The 22,883-nt window shown below is 67.4% G+C and carries 23 protein-coding genes; 18 read left to right on the forward strand and 5 right to left on the reverse strand.

The annotated features are described in order from the left end of the window. The first annotated feature begins 23 nt into the window (after window positions 1–23). Together lipA and ACAX67_RS15545 are read left to right on the forward strand one after the other, a co-directional pair. Complete coding sequence (gene lipA / locus ACAX67_RS15540; protein ID WP_370704779.1) at window positions 24–980, forward strand: lipoyl synthase; 957 nt, start codon at window positions 24–26, stop codon at window positions 978–980. Further along, window positions 977–1,690, forward strand: a complete 714-nt coding sequence (locus ACAX67_RS15545) for a DUF4191 domain-containing protein (RefSeq protein ID WP_370704780.1) — start codon at window positions 977–979, stop codon at window positions 1,688–1,690. Before lipA ends, ACAX67_RS15545 begins: the two co-directional genes overlap by 4 nt. Here the strand turns inward: ACAX67_RS15545 and ACAX67_RS15550 are convergent, their stop codons facing one another. Further along, entirely contained in the window at window positions 1,691–2,152 is a 462-nt protein-coding gene (locus ACAX67_RS15550) for an RDD family protein (protein WP_370704781.1), read from the reverse strand. 225 nt (window positions 2,153–2,377) lie between these two features. Here ACAX67_RS15550 and glnA point away from each other — a divergent pair, with 225 nt between their 5' ends. The 4 genes from glnA (at window position 2,378) to ACAX67_RS15570 (ending at window position 6,851) form a co-directional block, all read left to right on the forward strand. Continuing rightward, window positions 2,378–3,799 (forward strand): type I glutamate--ammonia ligase, encoded by a 1,422-nt coding sequence (glnA, locus tag ACAX67_RS15555; RefSeq protein ID WP_370704782.1) that lies wholly within the window; start codon window positions 2,378–2,380, stop codon window positions 3,797–3,799. Window positions 3,800–4,179: 380 nt separating this feature from the next. Continuing rightward, window positions 4,180–4,455 carry a helix-turn-helix transcriptional regulator gene (locus ACAX67_RS15560; RefSeq protein WP_229856847.1) on the forward strand — a complete coding sequence of 92 codons (276 nt, stop codon included), beginning with the start codon at window positions 4,180–4,182 and terminating at the stop codon, window positions 4,453–4,455. Between the two features lie 159 nt (window positions 4,456–4,614). Further along, window positions 4,615–5,748, forward strand: coding sequence for a site-specific integrase (locus ACAX67_RS15565; protein WP_370704783.1), 1,134 nt, complete (start codon window positions 4,615–4,617; stop codon window positions 5,746–5,748). A 110-nt stretch (window positions 5,749–5,858) separates the two neighbouring features. Next, window positions 5,859–6,851 (forward strand): IS481 family transposase, encoded by a 993-nt coding sequence (locus ACAX67_RS15570; protein WP_370704784.1) that lies wholly within the window; start codon window positions 5,859–5,861, stop codon window positions 6,849–6,851. A gap of 153 nt (window positions 6,852–7,004) precedes the next feature. On the opposite strand, the gene ACAX67_RS15575 is transcribed toward ACAX67_RS15570, so the two are convergent. Together ACAX67_RS15575 and ACAX67_RS15580 are read right to left on the reverse strand one after the other, a co-directional pair. Further along, on the reverse strand, window positions 7,005–8,660 hold the full coding sequence (locus ACAX67_RS15575; protein ID WP_370704785.1) for a UvrD-helicase domain-containing protein: 1,656 nt from the start codon (window positions 8,658–8,660) through the stop codon (window positions 7,005–7,007). After that, window positions 8,660–10,282: an ATP-dependent nuclease gene (locus tag ACAX67_RS15580; RefSeq protein WP_370704786.1), complete on the reverse strand. Its 1,623-nt coding sequence runs from the start codon at window positions 10,280–10,282 to the stop codon at window positions 8,660–8,662. The genes ACAX67_RS15575 and ACAX67_RS15580 overlap by 1 nt, the downstream gene beginning before the upstream one ends. Window positions 10,283–10,572: 290 nt before the next feature. Between ACAX67_RS15580 and ACAX67_RS15585 the strand changes: the two genes are divergently transcribed. The 10 genes from ACAX67_RS15585 (at window position 10,573) to ACAX67_RS15630 (ending at window position 16,606) form a co-directional block, all read left to right on the forward strand. Continuing rightward, window positions 10,573–10,923, forward strand: coding sequence for a hypothetical protein (locus ACAX67_RS15585; protein ID WP_370704787.1), 351 nt, complete (start codon window positions 10,573–10,575; stop codon window positions 10,921–10,923). 65 nt (window positions 10,924–10,988) lie between these two features. Next, complete coding sequence (locus tag ACAX67_RS15590; RefSeq protein WP_370704788.1) at window positions 10,989–12,278, forward strand: ATP-binding protein; 1,290 nt, start codon at window positions 10,989–10,991, stop codon at window positions 12,276–12,278. A gap of 464 nt (window positions 12,279–12,742) precedes the next feature. Beyond that, the gene (locus ACAX67_RS15595) at window positions 12,743–13,150 is read left to right on the forward strand and encodes a hypothetical protein (protein ID WP_370704789.1); all 408 of its coding nucleotides are present in this window, start codon (window positions 12,743–12,745) and stop codon (window positions 13,148–13,150) included. Between the two features lie 271 nt (window positions 13,151–13,421). Next, window positions 13,422–14,135 carry a hypothetical protein gene (locus tag ACAX67_RS15600; protein WP_370704790.1) on the forward strand — a complete coding sequence of 238 codons (714 nt, stop codon included), beginning with the start codon at window positions 13,422–13,424 and terminating at the stop codon, window positions 14,133–14,135. Between the two features lie 8 nt (window positions 14,136–14,143). After that, the gene (locus ACAX67_RS15605; protein WP_370704791.1) at window positions 14,144–14,575 is read left to right on the forward strand and encodes a helix-turn-helix domain-containing protein; all 432 of its coding nucleotides are present in this window, start codon (window positions 14,144–14,146) and stop codon (window positions 14,573–14,575) included. After that, window positions 14,572–15,084, forward strand: coding sequence for a helix-turn-helix domain-containing protein (locus ACAX67_RS15610; RefSeq protein WP_370704792.1), 513 nt, complete (start codon window positions 14,572–14,574; stop codon window positions 15,082–15,084). Before ACAX67_RS15605 ends, ACAX67_RS15610 begins: the two co-directional genes overlap by 4 nt. Next, window positions 15,081–15,605, forward strand: a complete 525-nt coding sequence (locus tag ACAX67_RS15615; RefSeq protein ID WP_370704793.1) for a thermonuclease family protein — start codon at window positions 15,081–15,083, stop codon at window positions 15,603–15,605. Before ACAX67_RS15610 ends, ACAX67_RS15615 begins: the two co-directional genes overlap by 4 nt. Before the next feature lie 256 nt (window positions 15,606–15,861). Then, window positions 15,862–16,071, forward strand: a complete 210-nt coding sequence (locus tag ACAX67_RS15620) for a hypothetical protein (RefSeq protein WP_370704794.1) — start codon at window positions 15,862–15,864, stop codon at window positions 16,069–16,071. A 117-nt stretch (window positions 16,072–16,188) separates the two neighbouring features. Continuing rightward, window positions 16,189–16,419: a hypothetical protein gene (locus ACAX67_RS15625; RefSeq protein WP_370704795.1), complete on the forward strand. Its 231-nt coding sequence runs from the start codon at window positions 16,189–16,191 to the stop codon at window positions 16,417–16,419. A 10-nt stretch (window positions 16,420–16,429) separates the two neighbouring features. Then, window positions 16,430–16,606, forward strand: a complete 177-nt coding sequence (locus ACAX67_RS15630; RefSeq protein WP_370704796.1) for a hypothetical protein — start codon at window positions 16,430–16,432, stop codon at window positions 16,604–16,606. A 33-nt stretch (window positions 16,607–16,639) separates the two neighbouring features. Here ACAX67_RS15630 and ACAX67_RS15635 read toward each other — a convergent pair whose 3' ends face one another. Further along, window positions 16,640–17,494, reverse strand: coding sequence for a hypothetical protein (locus ACAX67_RS15635; RefSeq protein WP_370704797.1), 855 nt, complete (start codon window positions 17,492–17,494; stop codon window positions 16,640–16,642). Window positions 17,495–17,725: 231 nt separating this feature from the next. Here ACAX67_RS15635 and ACAX67_RS15640 point away from each other — a divergent pair, with 231 nt between their 5' ends. Both ACAX67_RS15640 and ACAX67_RS15645 read left to right on the forward strand, forming a co-directional pair. Next, window positions 17,726–18,091 carry a hypothetical protein gene (locus ACAX67_RS15640; protein ID WP_370704798.1) on the forward strand — a complete coding sequence of 122 codons (366 nt, stop codon included), beginning with the start codon at window positions 17,726–17,728 and terminating at the stop codon, window positions 18,089–18,091. Then, the gene (locus ACAX67_RS15645; RefSeq protein WP_370704799.1) at window positions 18,081–19,604 is read left to right on the forward strand and encodes a hypothetical protein; all 1,524 of its coding nucleotides are present in this window, start codon (window positions 18,081–18,083) and stop codon (window positions 19,602–19,604) included. The genes ACAX67_RS15640 and ACAX67_RS15645 overlap by 11 nt, the downstream gene beginning before the upstream one ends. Before the next feature lie 642 nt (window positions 19,605–20,246). Here ACAX67_RS15645 and ACAX67_RS15650 read toward each other — a convergent pair. After that, complete coding sequence (locus tag ACAX67_RS15650) at window positions 20,247–22,880, reverse strand: hypothetical protein (protein WP_370704800.1); 2,634 nt, start codon at window positions 22,878–22,880, stop codon at window positions 20,247–20,249. Between the last annotated feature and the right edge of the window lie 3 nt (window positions 22,881–22,883).

Here is a 22,883-nt window from a genome sequence, read left to right on the forward strand (position 1 = left end):
ACCTGCGGAGTACTCTTGCCGACGTGTCTGCGCCCACTCCGGAAGGTCGAAAGCTGCTCCGTCTCGAGGTCCGCAACGCGGAGACCCCGATCGAGCGGAAGCCCTCGTGGATCAAGACCAAGGCCAAGATGGGGCCGGAGTACACCGCCCTCCAGAGCCTGGTGAAGTCCGAGGGTCTGCACACGGTCTGCCAGGAGGCCGGCTGTCCCAACATCTTCGAGTGCTGGGAGGACCGCGAGGCGACGTTCCTCATCGGCGGTGACCAGTGCACGCGGCGCTGCGACTTCTGCCAGATCGACACCGGCAAGCCGCAGCCCCTCGACCGTGACGAGCCGCGTCGGGTCGCCGAGTCGGTCCAGAAGATGGGTCTGCGCTACGCCACGATCACCGGCGTCGCCCGCGACGACCTCGAGGACGGCGGGGCCTGGCTCTACGCCGAGACCGTGCGCGCCATCCACGAGCTCAACCCCGAGACCGGCGTCGAGAACCTGATCCCCGACTTCAACGGCCGGCCCGACCTGCTGACCGAGGTCTTCGAGTCGCGTCCCGAGGTGCTCGCCCACAACGTCGAGACCGTGCCGCGGATCTTCAAGCGGATCCGGCCGGCCTTCCGCTACGACCGCTCGCTCGACGTGATCACCCAGGCGCGTGCTTTCGGCCTGGTCACCAAGTCCAACCTCATCCTCGGCATGGGCGAGACCCGCGAGGAGGTCAGCCAGGCGATGGCCGACCTGCACGACGCGGGCTGCGAGCTGCTCACGATCACGCAGTACCTGCGCCCGTCCGTGCGGCACCACCCGGTCGAGCGCTGGGTGAAGCCGGAGGAGTTCGTCGAGCTGCAGGCCGAGGCCGTGGAGCTCGGGTTCTCCGGCGTGCTCTCAGGACCGCTGGTCCGTTCGTCGTACCGCGCCGGTCGGCTGTACCGTCAGGCGGTCGAATCCCGTCAGTCGCAGACAGAGATGCAGGACAGCCACGCATGAGCAGCAGCACCCCGCTTGACCCGTCGACCATGAGCCGGCGCCGGCAGATCATCGAGACCTTCCGGATGACCAGGGAGGTCGACCGCTCGATCGGCTGGTGGATGCTCGCGGCGTTCCTGGTCTTCGGCGGCATCGGCTTCTTCATCTTCTGGAAGCTGCCCGGCGACAGCGTCTTCCTGACCGTCATCGCCGTGATCGGCGGCGTGCTGCTGGGACTGCTCGGCATGATGATCGTCTTCAGCCGGAAGGCCCAGAAGGCGGCGTACACACGCATGGAGGGCCAGCTCGGGGCCGGCGCCCGCGCGCTCAGCATGCTGCGCCGCGGCTGGCAGGTCGAGGAGGTCGTCGGGTTCACCAAGCAGCAGGACATGGTGCACCGCGTCGTCGGCCCTCCGGGCATCGTGCTCGTCGGCGAGGGCAACCCCAACCGGTTGCGCCAGCTGATGAACAGCGAGCGCAAGAAGCACGAGCGGGTCGCCGCCGACTTCCCGGTGCACGAGGTGCTGGTCGGCAGCGGCGACGGCCAGGTGCCGCTGCCCAAGCTGGTGCGTCACGTGCAGAAGCTCGGGCGCCAGGTGAAGCCCGCCGAGCAGACCGACCTGCTGCAGCGCCTCAAGGCGCTCGACGCGCAGCGCCCGAAGGTGCCGCTCCCCCGCGGTCCGGTGCCGACGAGCATGAAGGGCATGCGCGGCAACCTCCGCGGACGCTGATCAGCGCCGCGGCACACCCGTGGTGCGCAGCATCCGATAGGTGTCCATGGTCACGGTCGCGGTGCCGGCGACGAGGTCGTGGACCCCGCGGCCGTCGTTGCGGAAGACCAGCGGCGGGATGACCAGCGCGATCAGGACCTGTCGCAGCAGCAGCGGGACCAGGTTGGACAGCCGGCCGTAGCCCTTCGCCGGTACGACGCGCAGACCGGTCACGAGCTTGCCGAGCGATCCGCCGAACAGCCAGGTGAAGACGGCTGCCTCGACGATGTAGACGCCGAGGGTGATCGCCTGCGCCGGCGAACCGGTCTCGCCGTACTTGTCCGTGCCGACCAGCAGCAGCACGAGGCCCGTCGAGGCGGTCCAGTCGACGATCAGGGCAAGGACCCGGCGCGCCCAGGAGGCGGTCGGGAAGGGCACTTCGCCCGGGGCGGGGGCCGGTCGGCCGACAGTTGGTCCAGACATCGCCGCCACCCTAGTGACCGGGCCGCGAACGGTCGATCTCAGCTCTCCCGCGAACCTGTTACATCCCGGAAACAATCTGGTCATGGCTGAGAAATCGCCCCTCCGTAGGTTCCTGGACAGGCGGTCGTCGCGCAGCGTCGCGTAGGTACGATGCCGCGTTAGACCCTCATTCCGGAAGACCGGATTCCCAAACGGGTCGACCTCAGGTCGGCCGAGGAGGAACGAATGTTCAGCAACAGCGAAGAGCTGCTCAAGTTCATCGCGGACGAGGGCGTCGAGATGGTCGACGTCCGCTTCGTCGACCTGCCGGGTGTCATGCAGCACTTCACCGTGCCGGTCTCGTCGTTCGACCAGTCGGTCTTCGACGACGGTCTCGGCTTCGACGGCTCGTCGATCCGCGGCTTCCAGGCCATCAACGAGTCCGACATGTCGCTCTTCCCGGACCCGACGACGGCGTACGTCGACCCCTTCCGGAAGTCGAAGACGCTCAACCTGAACTTCTTCATCCACGACCCGATCACCGGTGAGCCCTACAGCCGCGACCCGCGCAACATCGCGAAGAAGGCGCTGGCCTACCTCAACACGACCGGCATCGCGGACACGGCGTTCTTCGCCCCCGAGGCCGAGTTCTACATCTTCGACAACGTCCGTTACTCCACCGGCGTCAACGAGGGCTACTACCACATCGACTCCGTCGAGGGCTGGTGGAACTCGGGCAAGGAGGAGGAGGGCAACAAGGGGTACAAGACCCGCCTGAAGGGCGGCTACTTCCCTGTCGAGCCCTACGACCACTACAGCGACCTGCGCGCCGACATGGTCAAGAACCTCGAGCTCTGCGGCCTCCAGGTCGAGCGCGCGCACCACGAGGTCGGCACCGCCGGCCAGGCGGAGATCAACTACCGCTTCGACACGCTGCTCAAGGCCGCGGACGACGTGATGAAGTTCAAGTACCTCATCAAGAACACGGCCTGGCAGCAGGAGAAGTCGGTCACCTTCATGCCGAAGCCGATCTTCGGCGACAACGGCTCGGGCATGCACGTGCACCAGTCGCTGTGGAAGGGCGGCGAGCCGCTGTTCTACGACGAGACCGGCTACGGCGGCCTGTCCGACATGGCCCGCTGGTACATCGGCGGCATCCTGCAGCACGCCCCGGCGCTGCTCGCCTTCACCAACCCGACGGTGAACTCCTACCACCGCTTGGTCCCCGGCTACGAGGCGCCGATCTCGCTGGTCTACTCCTCGCGCAACCGTTCGGCCTCGGTGCGGATCCCGATCACGGGCACCAACCCGAAGGCCAAGCGCATCGAGACCCGCTTCCCCGACCCGTCGGCGAACCCCTACCTCGCCTTCTCGGCCCTGATGCTCGCCGGTCTCGACGGCATCCAGAACAAGACCGAGCCGGCCGCGCCGATCGACAAGGACATCTACGAGCTCCCGCCGGACGAGATGGCCGAGATCGCCCAGGTCCCGACCTCGCTCGGTGCCGTGCTCGACGCCCTCGAGGCCGACCACGAGTTCCTGACGGTGGGCAACGTCTTCACGCCCGACCTGATCGACACGTGGATCAGCTACAAGCGCGAGAACGAGATCGCCCCCGTGCAGCTGCGCCCGCACCCGCACGAGTTCGAGCTCTACTACGACATCTAACCGGGCCTCCGGCTGCGGTCATTCAGCGACGCCGAACGACCGCAAAGAACAGCCGCTGACCTGCATAAACGCCGCCGAGCGACCTTTTGGTCGTTCGGCGGCGTTTGCTGTTGGTAGCCGCTCGTCTGTTACAAATCCGGTACAAATTTGGGTAGCGCTATCTCCTGCCACGCGGTCCTCAGGGGCCTCTTCGGGTAGGTCGCGGCCCGGGTCGGTTGCCCGAGCCACCAGCCTGGCATCGCACAGTTCGGCGACCACCGCCGCGATGCCCGAGTCATCTTGCTGTCACATCGTTTCCTCCGACGTGATCGCTCCCATGCGGCCGTCGGACATAGGTGCCCGTAGACCAAATGTCCGTCAACGCCGCGAGGAGGGGCTTGATGATGGCAACGAACTCGAACGTGCCGGCTATGGAACCGGGAATCTTTGGGCCGCGGCGGCGCGGAGGCCGCGGCAGCCGGGCACCCAGGCTGGTCGACGCCGAAGAGCTGTGGGACATCGACGATGTCGCGTCCTACCTTGGCGTGACCAAGCAGACCATCTACTCCTGGCGGACGACGGGCTACGGCCCGGCCGGCTTCCGTGTCGGAAAGCACCTGCGCTGGCGGGCAGCAACCGTGATCAATTGGACGGTGCAACTCGAGGAGAATCAGTGACACCGAGAGGCCATCAGCCTCAGCCGGAATCGGTTCTAGCGCCACCACGCCGCAGATGTGCGTCAGCCTTGCTGGTCACCCGGTCGGACTCTGCCAAGGACAGCCATGGCCAGCATTAGTCCCGGTAGGCCAGCGGACGACGGGAGCCCTCGTTACGTTGTGAACTATCGAGATCCCGAGGGGCGGCAGCGCCGCAAGACCTTCAGACGCAAAGCCGAGGCGGTCGCATTCCGCAACACGGTTGAGGCGGACAAGCTCCGTGGAACCTACCTTGATGTCGACGCCGGCAGGATCTCGTTTCGGGCCTATGCCGAGGGGTGGCTCGACAGCCGGACCTTCAGTCCACTGACCTATGAGGCGACTGAGTTGCGACTCAGGCTCCACGTGTTCCCGACGCTGGGACACCTCGAACTACGACAGATTAAGCCGTCGACGATTCAGAAGCTCCTGCGTTCGATGGAGATGGCCGAGACCTACCGGCGCGTCATCTTCTCCAACGTGTCTGCGATCTTCTCGGCTGCGGTCGACGACGACATGATTGCCAAGAATCCATGCAAGGCCAGTTCAGTGACAAGGCCAGCAACTTCGCGTCGCAAGGTGGTGCCTTGGCCGTCAGAATGGGTCTCCTCCATGCACGACGCGCTTCCGCCCCAATACAGGATCGCAGTCACGTTAGGTTCGGGGCTGGGACTACGCCAAGGCGAGGCATTCGGGCTCGCGGTCGAGGACATCGACTTCCTCCGCGGGGTCGTCGAGGTCAGGCGACAAGTCAAGGTGTTCGGAGGTAACCGCCTCGTCTTTGGCCTGCCGAAGGGCGAGAAGACCCGCACCGTCCCCCTGCCCGAGAGCGTCGCAACGGAACTCAGTAGCCACCTCGCGACCTACCCGCGACGTAGCGTCACGCTCCCGTGGGGAACTCCCCAGGCGAACTCCAAATCGAGCGCAGGACTCATACTCACCACACGCGAGCGCTCTGCCCTCAACCGAAACTACTTCAACACACGGCTCTGGAAGCCCGGCCAAGCCCATGTGGGCATCGAGCAATCCCGTGACAACGGCATGCACGCCCTACGCCACTGGTACGCCTCCGTGCTCCTAGACGCCGGCGAATCGATTCGCGCCGTGTCCGAGTACCTCGGCCACAGCGACCCCGGCTTCACTTTGCGCACCTATACCCATCTCATGCCCAGCAGCACCGAGCGAACCCGTGCAGCAGTGGATGCGGCCTTTGCAGCCGGGCGCCACGCAGGAGAAGGAGCCTCCAGAGAACTCGAGCAACCGTGCCGCAGCTAGCTGTGATGCCCAGGCACGTTGTGCGATCGGGTACGGCGAGCCGTAGATAGGTGAAGGCCTCCCGGATGTGGAGTGGAGCTGTCTAGGACTTCACCCACGAGGAGGCCTTCATGGCCCACGCTAACGCGGCACTGACCCCGAAACACCGACTGCGCCTGGCGCGGCTGATCGTCGATGACGGCTGGCCGCCATCTCGAGCGGCTGAGTTCTTCAATGTCTCCTGGCGCACCGCAGCGAAGTGGTCCCAGCGCTACCGGGACGAAGGGCCAGCAGGGATGGTCGACCGGACTTCGGCCCGGCACACCCAGCACGCCAAGACCCCGCAGCCGGTGATGCGCAAGATCGTGCACCTGCGCTGGAAGCAACGCCTCGGGCCAGTCCCGATCGCTGCGAAGCTCGGGATGCCGGCCTCGACCGTGCACGCGGTGTTGACCCGCTGCCGGCTCAACCGTCTCTCCCACATCGACCGGGTCACCGGGGAGCCTGCCCGCCGCTACGAATGGGAGCGCCCCGGTGAGTTGATCCACGTCGATGTGAAGAAGCTGGGCAACATTCCCGACGGCGGCGGCTGGCGGTTCGTGGGAGTAGAACAAGGTGAGCGCAACCGGCAAGCGACCCGGAACCGCACTGGTCTCACCACCGCCGACCGGCATCCGAGGATCGGGACCTGCTTCGTGCACACCGTGATCGACGACCACTCCCGCGTCGCCTACGCCGAATGCCACGACGACGAGACCGCAGTGACCGCGGTCGGTGTGCTCTACCGCGCTGTCGCGTGGTTCGCCGAACGCGGAGTCACCGTCGAGCGAGTGCTCTCCGACAACGGCTCGCCCTACGTCTCCTACCTATGGCGCGACACCTGCGCCGACCTAGGCATCACCCACAAGCGCACCCGGCCCCGCCGGCCCCAAACCAACGGCAAGATCGAAAGACTCCACCGCACCCTGAACGACGGCTGGGCCTACGAGAAGCTCTACAACTCCGAGAACGCCCGACGCGCCGCTCTGGCAGGCTGGCTACACCAGTACAACCACCGGCCCCACTCAGCCCTCGGTCTCCCACCCATCACCCGGTTGGACAACCTGGCTGGGCATCACAGCTAGCGGGCGCCAGTCCGGCAAGACAACTTGGCTGGACCGACGCAGCGATGTCCTGACCGCGGCCGGAAGGCGGCCCTTCGCCGGGCACGGAATCGACCGATCCGACATTGCCGCAAACCGGGCTCCCCAGTGCCTCGACGTTCCTGCGGGTGAAGTTCACTTGGCAGCTTCCTGCTTGGGATAGAGCTCATTCAGATGAGCCTCCAACTGCTCCCAGTTCATGGTCGCGGTAGCTGCGAGCCCGGACAGCCATCGGCTCGGCTTGGAGGCATAGGGCCCGTACATCCCGGATAGCGTCTGTGCGTACGTCACCACGACGCCATGCTTTGCCCGAGAGAGCATTACGAGTAGCACGCGCTCCTCCTCGGCCAAAGCCGCGCCGCTGCTGGAGCGCCGATCAGGCAGGTGGCGCTCCTCCAGACCCGGGATGAACACCCAGTCGAACTGTTGTCCCTTGCCGGTGTGCGCGTTCAAGAGATGAACGCCCGGTTCGATCGGTGCATCATCCTGGCGGAGTCGGAACTGCTGCAGAGCGGACCGGACGCCCGCCGCGCCGACCGCCTCGAGTTGTTCGAATGCGTCTTGCACCTGCTCGAGGGTGTCGACATCGCTGGGGTCGGTCGTCGCTATCACCCGCGCGAGTGCGTCCTCGAACGAGATCCCCTTGGGCATCCCAGCCACGGCCGCCCGGAGGCGATCGAGGATTGCAGGGTCCTCGATGGCAAGATCCCACCTACGGCACGGGACATCTGCCATGCCAGCGAAGGCCTGATCGATCTCGCCACGTCTCCATCCAGACCGAGCGATGACGCCCACCGATGCGGTCGGGTCTGCCTTCACGATCTGTTCGCTGATTGCAGCGATGAACGAGGCCTCATCGGTGGTCGAGGGCAGCTTGAATACAGACGCGGCACCACCGCCGGGCCAGTTCTCGGGACTCGCGGCCTGCAGTTCACCTCCCCCAAGCCGACCGGAGACGCCGTTCAACATGGCTAGGACGGCCGGCGACGAGCGGTACGAGACCGTGAGTGGAATCGGATCGCCGCAGATCTCTCGAAGTTCGGCCTCCACCTTGGCGGGCTCAGCACCAGCCCAGGAGTAGATGCCCTGAAGTGGGTCGCCCACGAAGGTGCGCGAGGTCGTGCAGGTCGCCAATGCAATGGCCAACTGCTGAGGTGAGAGGTCTTGGAACTCGTCTACGAGCACGGCACCGTAGTGCTGTCGATATAGGTTGGCGACCTTGTCAACGAGGAGCAGGCGCTGCGCATGCCGAAGAAGATCCTCGTAATGCAGCTCGTTTGCGAGGATTCGGTCCAGCTCGACTTGTCTGGCGAGTTCGTTGCCCGGCCCGCTGAGCATCGCGAGAATCTCCTCGTCGCTCAGGGGCTGTCGCTTCGTGACAGCAAGGACCTCAGTGGCCGACCGCTGCGAGGCGGTGTCGGTGGAGATCGCTTCCAGGGCCTTTCGGAGCGTCTTGGTTGTCGGCATCTTGAGTTCAGCGACGGGCAGTCCGAGGGTCCGGCCGTGGGCTAGCACCAGTTCGGCAGCGTGACCGTGAAAGTTGTGCACGGCGACGTAGCGCCGGAAACGTTCACGCCCCAGTAGCCCCTGCAGGCGGTCGCCAAGGTTAGCCTTCGCCCGATTCGTGAACGTCAGTGCCAGAATCCGCTGGTTCGGTGCGAGACGCGGAATCAGTTCGACGGCTCGAAGAGCCAGCAGTTCAGTCTTCCCGCAGCCGGGCGGCGCGACGACCAACAGGTTTGGCTCTTCACTGCCGGCCGCGAGGCGTTGCGGGTCGGTCTCCTCGGTCATCAGGCGGTGCCGATCACCTGGAGTCGCGTGATCATGTCGTGGACGCTGGTGATCTTCGTGGCGGTAGCCAGGTCGAGCTGCGATGCGATAGCAACTGCCGCTGCCACCTTGTCCTTGCGGCAGTACGCCGCCATCGACTCAGCGGTGACGTCGTCCATGGCGGCCACGCCGGCGGTCGAAAGGATGGCAGCTTCCTTGCAGTAGCCAGCCGCGATGAGTGCCCGTCCGACGCCCGGACCTGTCAGGGCTGCGCAGTACTCGGCCTCAAGGTCCGGGTCCGAGACGAACACGGTCGTGCCAACAACGTCCGACGGCTTGCCACCGATCTGCCCCAGCCAGCTCCCCTTCTCTGCGTCATCGACCAACCCGAGAATGGGCACGCGAAAACCTGACTTGCCGATGAGCTTGTAGACATGCGGGAACTTCATGGCGCCGTCCAGGTCGAACACGACAGCGCCGAGTCGGTCGAGACCTACCCCCATGAGTCGGGCCACCGCCTCGACGAGGACGCGATCGGATGATCCCTCGACGATGAGCGCAAAGCGGGCGGTAAGAACTTCGAGTAGTCGGGGCGACCACCAGTTGGCCCGGAGCTTCTCGATCGCGGTGAGCTTGTCAGCGGCCAGTTGGTTGCAGACCCCGTCGGGGCTGACTGCGATGATTTGAGACGGCTCGAACCGCTGCACGATGTATGGCGAGTGCGTGGCCAGGATCTTCTGATTGCCCGCGTCGCTGAACAGTTCAGCCAGGGTTCGTTGACTTGATGGATGGAGGTGCAGCTCGGGCTCGTCGATCGCAACGACATTGGCAGTGCCTTCAGCCAGGTCAAACAGCGTCATAGACATGAGCTGCCGCAGGCCGTCTGATTGCTCGCTGATCGGCACATGTTCCCCGTCACGCTCAAAAAACATTGAGACGCTGCCCAGCACACCGTCGGCCGGATCGGCGGCGGTGCGAACCGAGAGGTCGTCCTCCGCAATCTCTCGAGGCATGGCCTTCGAGAGGTGGGCAGCCACGTCGCCACGCAGTCCCGTGATCGTGGTACTTGAGCCAAGTTCGCTGTTGAAGTTGTCTAGCAGGCCAGTCAGCACCGACTTCTCTGCGCCGAGATCGATCGCCTTGAGCAGCGCCTGAAGGGCAGAGTTGGGACCATCGATCGACGAGGCCGATGTGCCGCGCGTCGCGGGAAGGTAGCGCCAGCCGAAGGCCGCGAGTTGCTCGCGGGACGGCATCCGGTCATGGCCTGCCTCAGGGAACCATCGACGCACGGTGATGGCTTGGTCGTCGTCAGGGTCAGCTGCGATGACGAGCTGGACACGCAACGACTCCGACTGGTCCCCAGGGTCGATGCTGATCTCCCGGGGAAAGAGGGCTCTTTCCGGGTCAGTGAACTCCGCGAAATGAGTGTCGACAACCAACTCGGCGGTCGCATCGTCGAGATCGGCAACGCTGGCATGTTGGTACAGCTGAGCCGTCGTGCTGCCGAGCAGCATATTGAGCAGACGCAGCAGTGACGTCTTGCCTACGTCGTTGGCACCAACGATGACTGCGTGCCCCCGTACGTCGACCTGGAGGTCCTTGATCCGGCTGTGGTTCGCGATCTCGATCCGACTCAGTCTCATGAGCTACGTGTGTGTTCCCTCCGACGCGAACAGTTCGGCGTGCCCCGAGCCAGAGGAAGCGCCACTCGCACGACCATATCCGCGAGGGCCGATAGGTTCAGGGGAAACCTCCGATCCCGCGGGTAACGATGGAGGTGAGCACTGCCATCGCGGGCCGCGCTGGCCGGTTCAACGGATCCCGAGCCCTAATTGACGAACCGCTGAACCGCGGTCCGCCACCATTTGCCTCGCCCGACTCTGATCGTTCCCAGGTCCCATGCTCACTTAGGTGACTAACCAAGGAGGACTTGATGAGCACTTCCCCCGCCGAGCAGCCGGCCCCCGGCCTCGTCGCTTTCACCGCCCAGGGCAACCGTGTCCTCGATCGCTTAGCCGCCGAGTTAGTTGACCAGTTCGACGGCTCCGCGGGGAGCATCGCCGAAATCCTCGACCACGTGCTGTCGGCCAACATCGAGACCCTGGCCGAGTCCCTGAGCGCAGCGGCTAGGCAGGCGGTGCTGGACGGCCCCGTGGACCTCAACGTCCCAGAGATTGGTCCGTTAGCTGAGAGTCCCGACGAGGCGGCCCGCCGCCGACTCGGAACGCATGCTCCCGGGGCAGCTGGTCCTGCGGCGAGACGCGGCTTCGACGCCGGCCGCTGACCCGACCGACGGCATACACATCGTTACACAAGGCCGCTGTGTAACAGAATGTATCGGAGGATCTGATGCTGCCCAACCCCTACGCCCCGGGCGAACCTCCGCGGGTCCTGGCCGGCAGGGAACTGCAGCAGGACAGGATCAGAGGCTACCTGGGCCGGATCGGCACCTATGGCGAGATGGGCGGCCCTCTTCTAGTGTTCCTAGGCCCGCGCGGGGTCGGAAAGACGTCTCTGCTGCGCGACGCTCAGCGCGACGCCGAGGCCCACGGATTCATCACCGCGTGGGTGGCCTGCCGCCGCAACGCGCCGTTCCTGCCCGACCTGGTGAGCCGTGTCGGCAAAGCGATCGAGACCGCGGACTTCCTCCCCCGAAGCGACAGGGGAAGTTGGCGCCTGCGCTTGGACAGCATCGGTGTCGAGTTTGGCCTGTCCAGCGTCGTGAAGGTGAGCGCCACGGCGGCCGCCGACCGCTCCGACCCGAGGGCGCACCAGCGAGGCGCCCAGATCTCGGCCCTCGAGGATCTCCTGCACGAGACCGGCGCCCAGATCCGAAGCCGAGGCGGCGCCGGCCTCGTGGTCTTCGTCGACGAGCTGCACGCAGCGACCCGCGATGACTCAGCGGTCCTGCTCAACACGATGCAGAATCTCGCCGGACGACGCGAGGACAACCCCTTCGCCGTCATCGGCGCCGGTCTGCCGTCGACGCCAGGGGTCCTGGTCAACGCCGCCACATTCGGTGAGCGCAGCACCTTCTTGACTCTCCCCCGGCTTGAGCCCGCCGCTGCGGCCGCCGCCGTCGCAGAACCTGCGGCCGAACTGGGTGTCACGTGGACGACCGCGGCGCTGCAGGTGGTCGCAGCCGAAGCCCAAGGCTTCCCTTATCTGCTCCAGGTCCTCGCTCATGCAACGTGGGAGGCGGCCCGGCCCTCAGCCCTTGGCGACGTGCTCGACATCGACCAGGTCCACGCCGGCCTGCCGCTGGCCGATGACCAGCTGACATCCATGTACGCCGCTCGGTGGGCGGCCGCGACCGAACTGGAGAGGCAGATCATGGCCGTGATGGCCCAGGCGGGTACGCCGACAGTGACCCGGGCGGAAATCGCCGCACAACTCGGCCGACCGACGCAGGCCCTGGGCGTTCCCCGAGAGCGCCTGATCGACAAGGGGATCATCGAACCTGCCGGCCGCGGCGAGGTTCGTTTCACGATGCCGGGCTTCGACCGCTACATCCGCGAGGCTGTGGCCGTCGGTGCCTCCTCGGAGCCCGAGCAGGCATCCCGTCGACTCGGCGCCGGCCGCCGCCGACGTGAGCTCCCGCCAGCTTCCGACACCGACCGCGGCAGCCCGCGTCGCTAGATGTTTCCGCTCAACGTCGTGGAGGAGCACAGCTGCCCGTGGACGCCTCTCCCCCGCGGATCCCAATGGTCGCCAGCTGGCGGCGAGCCTGACGGCGCAGGACTGCCTCCAGTTCGGCAACGCCTTGTCCCAGTGGAGTCGGTGGGGCGACGTCGGCCAGGCCGTCGAGCAGTTCGTCGACGTCGCCGTCCTCGAGCTGCGGCGAGGTGTGGGCGATGCACTTCCACCGCCGCGGTGAGCCTCCGGTATGTCTCGACGTCGGCCGGAGCGTTGAATGAGACCGCGCCGGCGAGCGCTACCCGCCGTGCGACAAGGCCGCGTGGTCATCCATGGCCGCTCAGTCTTCCGCCCCGGGACCTCGGTGAGAACCCCTGCGGCTTATCCACAGCCCCCGCCGGCGGGCGTGCGTACGCCGGCGAGATCCGTGAGACTCAAGACCAACCTCTCGGCAGGAAGGCCACCTGGTGGACGACAACGACCAGCTCGAAGCGAGCGGGCATGCGACGGCGGCCCGCCAGAATGTCTACGGCTTCAACCGCGCCACGATGTGGGAACGGGACCAGATCCCGTCCGAAACTCCGACCAGCTGGCGGAGTTCGCCGACCTCGCGGCCGCGCTCCCCCCAGACGTTCTCCCAGCTGTCCAGCACCCTCGAGCAGGCCCTGGCTCACCAGGTGCTCAACATGGATGCGATGACCGACGAGTCGGACCCGGCGATGGCGATCGGCGTCGCCCGCCTCCACCTGGAGGAGGCCCGCGGTCTCGCGGTCGACCTGCACAAGCACCTCAACGCCGCGCGGAACGCCACCGCGCACATTACCGGCCAGGGCGACGACGACGGCCAGGAGTCGATGCCCTGGGACCAACCCTGACCCGGTCCGCCGACACCGCCCTGAGAATTCTTCGCGTCGGGTGATCGCCCCGACGGGTCGACCTTCCTTTGGTGACTGAGAGATGACCCCGGTCCACCTAGGAGCTGCCCGTGAGCACGCCCACCGATTCCCCGTCCGCCGCGGCCGACCGTGACCCGGTTCAGGACGTGCGCGCACATCTCGAGCAGGCCCTAGCTGCGCTCGATCGACTCCGCGAACTTCTGCCGCCCCCCACCGCTCCCCCGCCCGAAACCGAAGGCGGTGAGTCGGCATGACCACCGACACCACCCTGAGCGCCGCCGACGCAGTCTTCGAGGCCGAGCAGGCCGTGAGCAGGGCCCGCTGGGTCGTGGAGGAACTCCAGGAGACGATCGGCTCCGCTCTCCGCGTGCTCGACGACGCCGAGCTCGACTCGGCCAAGGCCAAGCTGTCCGAGCGCGGCTCCTTCTACCTCGAGGCCGCCGGCGAGCACCTGGGACGGCTGCACACGCGGTGCAACGACATGCCCGACCTCACCCGCGACCTGTTCGTGCACCTCAACCGCGCCTCGCAGTCGGTCACCGATGCCCGCAACCTCCTCGACCTGGCCGACACCTCCGATCCCGTCATCGCCAGCGAGGTCGCCCAACTCAAGCCGCGTATCGCGGTCGTAGGCGAGATGGTGGCCCTGGCCAAGCCCGTCGCCCAGCTGGCCGCCCAGCACGTCGAGACCGCGCACCGGGCCAGCCGGGACGTCACTGCCCTGGGCCTGCTGGAGCCGGTCAGCCTGGAGCGAAGCATCGCGACCGCCGGCAAGGAACTCGGCCGCGCCGACGAGGACGTGCGCCTGCTCGGCAACGTCGTCGACCACGCCGCGGCCAGCGCCCGGGAGTCGGCCGGGATCGCCAGCGAGATCACCGACAACGCCCGCCGTCGGATGGCCGAGCAGAGCCGGGACCCGGTCCCGAGCGCATCGCTCCCGACGACCAGGTCCCCGAGTCGGTAGGGGGAGTCATGGACCTCGACCAGGGCGGCCGCCAGCTGGCGGGCCTCATCCTCGACGCGGCCGGCCGCGGCCAGCACGACCAGGTCGCCGACCTGATCGCACCGCTCGATGCCGAGCAGCTGCGATCCCTGGTGACGGTGCTGATCGTCCAGGTCGACCAGAGCATGCCTGTGGCGTCGACAACCGGGCCCGCCGGGGTGTGCGAGCTGGCCATCAACGCCGCAGCGCCGATGTTCGGCACCACCCCGGAAGCGATCCTCAGCGCCGAGCGCAGCCGACCGATCAGCGATGCCCGCGCGGTGGCCATGACCGCCGCCCGCGAGACCGGCCTGTCCCTGCCGGCGATCGCCGAGCACTTCAATAAGGACCACGGCTCGGTGATCCATGCCGTCCGCCGCACCGCCGAACGGCCCGGCTGGCCGACGCCGCGGCCCGGGTGAGCGAGCACGTCAACAGCCGCTACACCGCCCGCCTCCCCCGAGGCGAGGAGAACGTGGTCAGCCTCCACCAGCAGCCGCCGGCCTCGACGTTCCAGCCCGATGGCCCGGTCGAGCTCGCCGTGGTGGCGGCCGCCGCGGCCTTCAACACCACACCCGAGGTCCTCCTGGGTGCCGACCGGAGCCGGGTCGCCGCGGATGCCCGTGCGGTGGCCATGACCGCCGCCCGCCAGCACGGCCACAGCCTGCCCGCGATCGCCCGCCACTTCGACCGCGACCACACCACGGTGCTGCAGGCGACCCGGCGCATCGAGAAGAAGACCCCGCCGCTGCGGGACCTGGCCGCGAAGATCGCCGCAGATCTCCCCGGGCAGCCCGCCAGCACACACGCGGGCCTGGTCGACCTCGACGAGCAGGTCCCCGAGAGCGGCTACCGCTCCCCCGGGCTGCGCGAGCAGCAGCGTGCGATCCCTAGTGCCGGTGAGCGTGCGCAGCTGAGGGTCGCCAGGTGAAGGCCCTGATCGGCCTGGCCGCAGCCGCGATCGTCGCGCTGACCGCCGGCGGCATCAAGGCCGCCTTGCCCGGAGCCCAGACAGGCCACGACCCCGCCGAGGGCACGACCACCCAGGTGCGTGTGACTGCGGTCGTCGACGGCGACACGATCCGCGTCGAGACCCACGGCGGCCGCCAGCTCGGCCGAGTACGCCTGCTCGGCATCGACGCCCCCGAAGTCGCCCACCCACCGGAACCGGCCGAGTGCTACGCCGACCAGGCAACCGACCTGCTCGAGGAGATCGCGCCGGTCGGCAGCACCGTCGAGCTCGTCACCGACACCGCCCAGCCCAACCGCGACCGCTACGACAGGCTGCTGCGCTACGTCGACCACGACGGCCGCGACGTTGCCCGCGAGCTCCTGGCCGGCGGTGCCGCCCGCCGCTACGAAGCCGGCCAGGCGCTCGCCCGCGAAGAGTCGTACTCCGCGGCCGCCGACGATGCCCAGGGCGCTGAGCGCGGCCTTTGGGGCACATGCTGAGAGCCAGGAGACAGGTCGTGGACGAGCAGCTGACGATGGCCGCGAAGACGCTGGCCCGGTGGTGCTACGCCCGTGGTGTCGACGAACGAGTCCTCGACGGCGGTGAGCAGCTGCTCAAGGCCGCGGCCGACCAGGCGCTCGGTCGTACGGCGTCGGCGCACCTCGAGCAAGGGCTGTGGCAACAGACCGCCGCGCTGCTGCGTCAGCGACGCGACTGGGACCGTGACCACCAGGTGAGCTCACCGCCGCCCGCGGCGTGCCTGCCTGCGCCGTGGCGGTCGACCACTGCCCCACCCACGCCGGCCGGCGATGTCGTGCCTGCGGTGGCCAGCTGCACCGCATCGTCGTCGACGCGGGCTTCGACACCCACCCGTGCTGCGACAGGCCGGGCGCCAACGGATCCCTGGCCTTCCTCGAGCACACCGCGCAGCTGCTCGGCGCCACGCTGCTTGCGCAGCCGGCCTGAGCGGCCCGGAGCGCAAACACGGATCAGCCGAAGTGATCGCTCCCACCCCCGGGTCGCACTTAGGAGACCAAGGACTGGCGCAGCCGGTGCCGGTCCACGGGATCCATGGGAGTTCACATGAGTGACGACGCTCGCGAGGAAGCCGCGCTCGAGGAAGAGGCCCGGCAGCGCGCCGAGGAGATCAGGGCCACCGAGGAGGCCGCCGCCCTGGCCGCGGCCGCCGACACCGGCCCCTCCCCCGACGCCGAGATCGCGCAGGTCCACCGATCCGGCCGCCAGCACGACCACACCGACACGGCCGCCTACCAGCGACCCCAGCTCGGCCGCCGCCGCGGCCCGCGCCGCTAGGAGGGTCGCGATGGCTACCGCACTCGCATCAGCGGACACCAGCCACAGCCCCGGCCGCACGACGGTCCGCTGGGTCGACTGCTCCCACAAGCTGGGGTCGCTGCCGTGCATGAACCACAAGCCGCACCAGGGCAACGGCCGCGGCTGCGTACACCACTCCACGTCCGGCTTCCAGGACGACGAGTAGCCCCGCGGACCTGTAGCGGCACGAGAGCGTTCGTCAGCCGTGCACCAGGTGCAGCCGCGGCCGCTCAGGCTGCTCAACGACCGTCTCCAGGCGCTGCAGCCGCTCGAGCGTCATCGGATGCCCATGACGCCGAAGCAGACCAGCCAGCACGGCACCCAGGCCGAGGGAGACCACCAGCTCGTCGTCCGCGGCCTCCGAGCGTGCCTCGATCCGCCGGCCGGCCGCCGGCACCAGGTAGGTCAGGGCGATCACCGCGCCGCCCAAGATCCCCGGCGCCGCCCGGCCCTCAGCGACCGACTGCACGATGCAGATCACCCCGACGACACCCCGCAGCGTCCACGCCAACCGCATGAACGGAAGCCAGGCGAAGGCCCTGCCCACGCCTCGGAACATCGCGACCACCAGCCGCCACGGCGCCGTCGCCGCCAGCACAGCGAGCTCCAGCCGCGGCCGGACCGCTCGATGCCGGCCGACAGCATGAGCCATCGCGGCCGCCGCCTCCGCAACGGTCACTCCCCCGCGGTAGGTGGCGTCGACCAGTCCGGGGCTGACCGCTACGGCGCGATCCGTGATTGCCACCGCCACCGGGGTGCTCGGCCCCTGACGCCGGCGTACGAACAGCGCGCCGACGTCGACGCCGCGGCCGCCCAGCTCGGCGAGCACGGGCGCCATCACCTGGAGCTCAGCTGCGGTCGCGGGCCGCGACCTGGTCAGCGCCGCGATCGCCGGCACCTCGAGCTGGCCGATCGCCAGCGCAACGAGAAGACCAGCTGCGGCCAGGAACGCCACCAGGCCAAGGACCGGCGGGAGCAGGGCGCACACCACCACGGTGAGGACGAAGCTCACCAGCAGCGCCGGCGCCAGCGTCACCACCCTCAGCACGGTCATCGGGAACCTCATCATCACGACCCTCCTCCATTTGTCAGCACTAGTGCGAATCTCTTGACTTTGCTCGCGGTGATCGTCCGGCAACCGCCGAACGACATCGGCGAACGAGACCAGTTTGTGCCCAGCCACCGACACGACCCCGAGTTATCCACAGCCCCCGCTCAGCGCAGCGAGGACCGACCCGGACGTGGGTTCATGGGCCAGACCGACCTCCAACCGAAAGGAACACCCGTGGACACCCTCAACGCTGACGGCACTTGGGACCGCCTCGGCTCGATCGCCCTCCTGCTGCACCAGGCCGCCAACCAGGTATGGAGCGACGCCGACCGGGCTACCGCCGACTCGCCGCTGCACGACCTCGGCCTCGGCGTCTATCTCGCGCACTCCCAGGCCAGTGCCCTGCTGCCCGACGACTACGTGCTGCCCGACGTCGACGCGGACGAGGAGCTCGAGGAGCGCACGCCGCTGCAGCTGCTCACCAAGGCCGAGGAGCTGACCCGTCCCCTGCCGCTGCACCGGCCCGACCTGGTGCACGGCTCCCAGCTGGTCCTCGACCTGTGCGACCTCATCCGGGAAGCCCGCGGCCTTGGCTACTGACATACGCCTGGCGTACGCCGACATCGACGAGGCGCTCTTCGACGTCAACCAGATCCCGATGACCTCGCGCGACGTGCGCAGCGTCGGCGAGATGCTCTTCGACGTCGACTACCTCGCACGTCAGCTCCTCATGGACGTCGACGGCGACGCTGCCGGCACCCTGCTGCGCAGCTGGCCGACGATGGTTGCGGCCGCCGAGGACCTGTGGGTATCGCTGCCCGGTCGACGTCCTGGCGTCGACGAGCGCGACCGGCCTATCACCAGCCTCTCCGCCCAGGCCGCCACCATCGAGACCAGCCTCTCCGGCCGCACGGCGTGGCCAGGTCAAGGTCCGACCAGCCCCCGCATCGACCAGATGACCCAGACCTTCCTCAACGCCGCGGCCCTGGTTCGCCGCTACGGCGCCGAGATCCCCCACGAGCAGCCCGCCGCTCACCGCGACCTCGAGGCAGCACGCACCCGGATCATGCACGGCCTCTACCTCACCGCCCACGCCGTCAACGTCGCACTCCATGAGCACGGCCGCGACCGCGTCAACGACGCCCGCAGCGCCGGACGCCAAATCCACCTGGCACAGCACCACTCCCCCTACGCGATCGCACCCACCGGCGTCTGGGTCGACCGGATGTCCGCCTGCGAGAACACCGCCCGCAGCTACCTGACCGACCGATTCACCCAAGCCCTCGCAGGCGAGGCGATGCGACCCGTCGACGACCCCAGTCGGCTGGCGCAAGCACTAGCCAACTGGGACATCCAGACCCACCGCGCGCTGGCCCGGGATCTCGAACCGTCCAACGTCCTGCTGATCACCCGCACCCAGGGGCTCATCGCCGGCGCGAGCATGGTCCTCGTCGACGCCGCCGCAACTGCGGGTGTGCTCGCGTGTTCCGACCGCCTGATCCCCGCCATCGCCGAGGCAGGGCGGTCCTGGAGCAATCTAGCCAGCCGCTGGGGCGACCTCGCTCCCCCAGGAGCCCGCCTCGAGGAGCCGCTAGCTCGCGCGGCCGCGGAGGTTCGCGCCGCGTATCGCCAGATCACCCACGACAAGACCGTCCTCGCTACCCCAGAGGTCATCGCCATACGCCCAGCGCTCCCCCAAGCCGTGCCCGCCACGCTGCGCGCGATCGAGGGCGGCTCCGAGCTCGCGGTGGTCGTCGCCGAGAAGGCCGACGCACCCAACCTCATCGGGCCGGCCCGGGCCCTGTCCCGCCGGGCGCACAACGACGTCGAGGCCGGCCTGGCAACGGCGCCGGCCTCCGGCCGCGACGTCGTCTGGGTCTCCCCCGCCGATATCCTCGCCGAACGAATGGTCCCTGTCCCGGCGCCAGTCTCGGAGGCGATCCGTGCAGCCAGTAGTGCCACGAGTGCTGCCGCGATCGCCGCTTCCGCGGTCGCGGCGCTGCACGGTCTGGGGGGAGGAACGTTGCCTGTTGGTTCGGGTTGGTGCATGGGTCATGAGGTTCGAGAGCCTCACGCGATGTTCGGCACGCGGCCTTCCGGTCCCTCTCGATAAGGTCAGATTGGAGTGTTGCGGCACAGGACGGCGCCGTCCACAGGACAGAGTCCCGCTCATGGCTACGCCTCATAGGTGGCAACTGGAAGCCCGATATTCTGCCCGCTGCGCAAGGGCAGCAAGCTCGAGTATCGCCACATGAGCTCCCACACAACCGCTGCCCTCGTCGATCCACGGAGACTAGAAACCCGCGTTGGCCTCCCGGCGAAGCCTCAACGTCCTCCGGCTCCCCTCGCCGGGAACGAGGGACCATCCGATCTGCGCACTGTCAACGCCGGTCGAAAATTGACCCCTCTTCGCCCCGACGCTCCGTGATCAACCGGCGCCGACACGCACGGAATCTGAGAAGAGGATCCGATGGAGATCGCCTACTGCCGCCGGCAGCCGACCAGCCGTCTGGAGGACCAGCTGGCTCAACGCGCGCTGGGTCAGTGGCGCGCTTCCGAGCCTCGCATCGACTTCGAGTCGGCACCGTTATGAGACCTTCTGATTGTCCCAGAGCACATCGACATGCCCTGCGGGACGAACTGCGTTGATGGCGCTCAGCTGAAGCTCCCCAGTTCTGCCGAGCGCCCCTGGGAAATTTCGGCGAGCGCCATCACCGAACGCGCCCACGCGGGAGCCGGCGACGGCTGGGCCGGGCTATGGGCTTGCGGGGACGCGCGCCTCGTCATCCCCAATGGCTGGTTCGCCGTCGTCCTCAATGGTGCGACCCCACAGCCCGATCCTCCGACGAGCAACAGCGGCGGATTCTCCATCGGCGTAGTGGAGCGATTTCTCTTCCAATTTCTTGAACTGGTAGATCGCGGAGTCGAGACGGTCGGCGTTGAAGACGCCGAGCCGGTTAAGGAGTTGGAAGTCCTCGACGGTGAGACCGGTGACACGGGTGAAGAGGTCGGAGTCGATTGCGGTGATGATGTCGACCAGAGACTCTTCGCGGTAGTCGGTGACGTACATGAAGACCGGCACCTTCGCACAGAACTTCTGGAGTGCCTCGCGGACCTTCTTGCGCAGTTTGGCGGCCTCGTCGACCTCCTTCTTCTCGTCGGGGTCGAGGTCTCTCTTCTCACGGCGGGCGTTCTTGAGGACGTCGGTGGCGGTGACGATCTTGGATGCCGACTGGGCCAGATTGGTGAAGTCCTCGGTCTGCGAGAGAGCGTCCACCAGGTCCGGGTGGTCGAGGAGCGCCTTCATGGTGAACTCGTTGACCGAGACCAGAGCAGCGTCGTTCCAGCGCCGGGCGAGTGCCTTGGCGCCCACGCCGAAGGTGGCGATGTCGAGGACTTCGTCGGCGTCGAGCGGCGCCATGGTTCCGCCTTCGAGACGGAAGATCGGCAGGTAGCGCAGCAGCTTGCCGAAGACGGTCGTGCGGGTCTCGCCTTCGGGGCCGGTGGCGGCCATGCGCAGCGCGTAATCAGCGACCAACCCCAGGGCGCGGTTCGGGTCGAACTCGAAGATGTAGGAGGTTGGCTTGTGGACGACGAGCTTGTCGCCGGTCTCCCTGCTGGACCATGGTGACTGGACCCGGAACGCAGCCTGGAAGTAGGACTCGGGGGCCTGCAGGGAGCGGAGCATGAAGATCGCGCCCCACTCCTTGATCGTCACCCCGGTCATCAACTTCCCGCAGGTCAGCGTGATAGTCCCAGCCTTGCGATCCTGGACGGCATGAGCGATTGCGTTGGTGACCAGTGGCTTCGCGGCGGCACCGGTCGGAGAGGTCGTTCCGGCGACCACGACGATCTCGTACTCGGAGAAGATGTGGTGATCGGCCAGCATGTCGCGCATGGCGTAGCAGGCGGCGACGTCGGGCAGATACCAGACCGAGTGCTTGGCGGCCTTCTTGAGGGTGGCGTCCTCATACGGCCAGCGGACATCCTTGCTACCCCGTAGGAGGGTCTTGATGTTCCCGACCAACTTGCCACGCAGCATCTCAACGAACTCCGAGACCTGGGTGGGGTTCTCGAACTCGTACGCGCCGGGTGCGTCGGCGCGGGCACCACGCTTGACCTTGGTGGCGCGGAAGTACTCCGAGAGACTGAACGCGTCGGCGCCGACCTCGGTAGCGAGACCGGCGGTCTGGTCGGAGATCTGGTAGGCGTACATCTCCATGGTGGGGAGATCGGCGTACGGGCTGGGGTCAGGGCCGTCGTAGCCAGCCTTCGCGGCCTGCTCGTCAGTGTAGGTCCAGGAGTAGACCGCCTCGGGGGGAAATTCGCCGTCGCTCAGAGCCCGGAAGGGAGTGCCTGAGAGGTACAGGTAGTTGTCCGAACGCAGCCCGAGGTCGGCCTCGGTGACCCCGTCCCGCGGTTCCTCGATCTCGGCGAGTGCCCTCTCGACGGGGTCGTAGAGTTCTCGGCTGCTCTCGCGCCATGCGCCGAAGTGGTACTCGTCGAGGACGATGCAGTCCCAGGCGATGTCGTACAGCACCTGGTTGCGGTCTTTGACCGTGCCCTCGTCGGTGCGACCCATGACATCTTGGAAAGACGCGAACCAGACCAGCGGCTCGTCACCTGCGGCCAGCGCGGACATCGTCTCGGCGTCGGCATCGCGGTCGACAAAGTGCCAGCCGTCGAAGTTGACATGGATGGTCAGGTCGTCGCGCCACTGGGAGTGAACGGCGGGCTTGTAGGTCAGCACGAGGACCCTCTGCCAGCCCATCTCGCGCGCCAGCTCATAGGTGGAGAAGGTCTTGCCGAACCGCATCTTGGCGTTCCACAAGAACCGTGTCGCGCGTCCGGTCTTGCTCTTGGCGTTCGCGGTCAGGTAGCCAGCGGTCACAGCGACCGCCTGGTCTTGTTCGGGCCGCATCGGAAAGTCAAGTGTCCTGCCCGGCATCAGTGCCTGGCCGTGCCGGACGGCGACGATCGACGCCTTGACCTCATCTAGCGTGGCCTCGAACCACTCCCCTGCGTACCGGCGGACGCCCGCGTCTTTCAGGGCTCGGTGCACCGGCGCGTCGCCGAAGTAGGTGCCGTTCTCCCGCTTTGCCTCTTCGTCGAGGAGGACCTCGACGCCTTCGAGGTTGGGGAAGGAGGTGATCAGTTGCTCCCGGATCCGAACCATCGTGGGGCGGGTGGTGGTGCCGACCTTGATTCGACCGACTCCACTGACGGTGCCAGCCGGCGTCTCCCGCTCCCAAGGAATGTCTCTGTAACCGATGTGGGTGTACGCGTAGATCCGGCGCGGCGTGCTTGGGCTGGTGGCGACGTTCTCTTCGACGTCATCGACCAGCAGCCCCTCATCGACCATGTCGGCGGGCAGGTCCTCAACCGTCACGGG

Origin of the sequence: Nocardioides candidus (assembly GCF_041321175.1) — a bacterium.
Taxonomy (GTDB): Bacteria; Actinomycetota; Actinomycetes; order Propionibacteriales; family Nocardioidaceae; genus Nocardioides.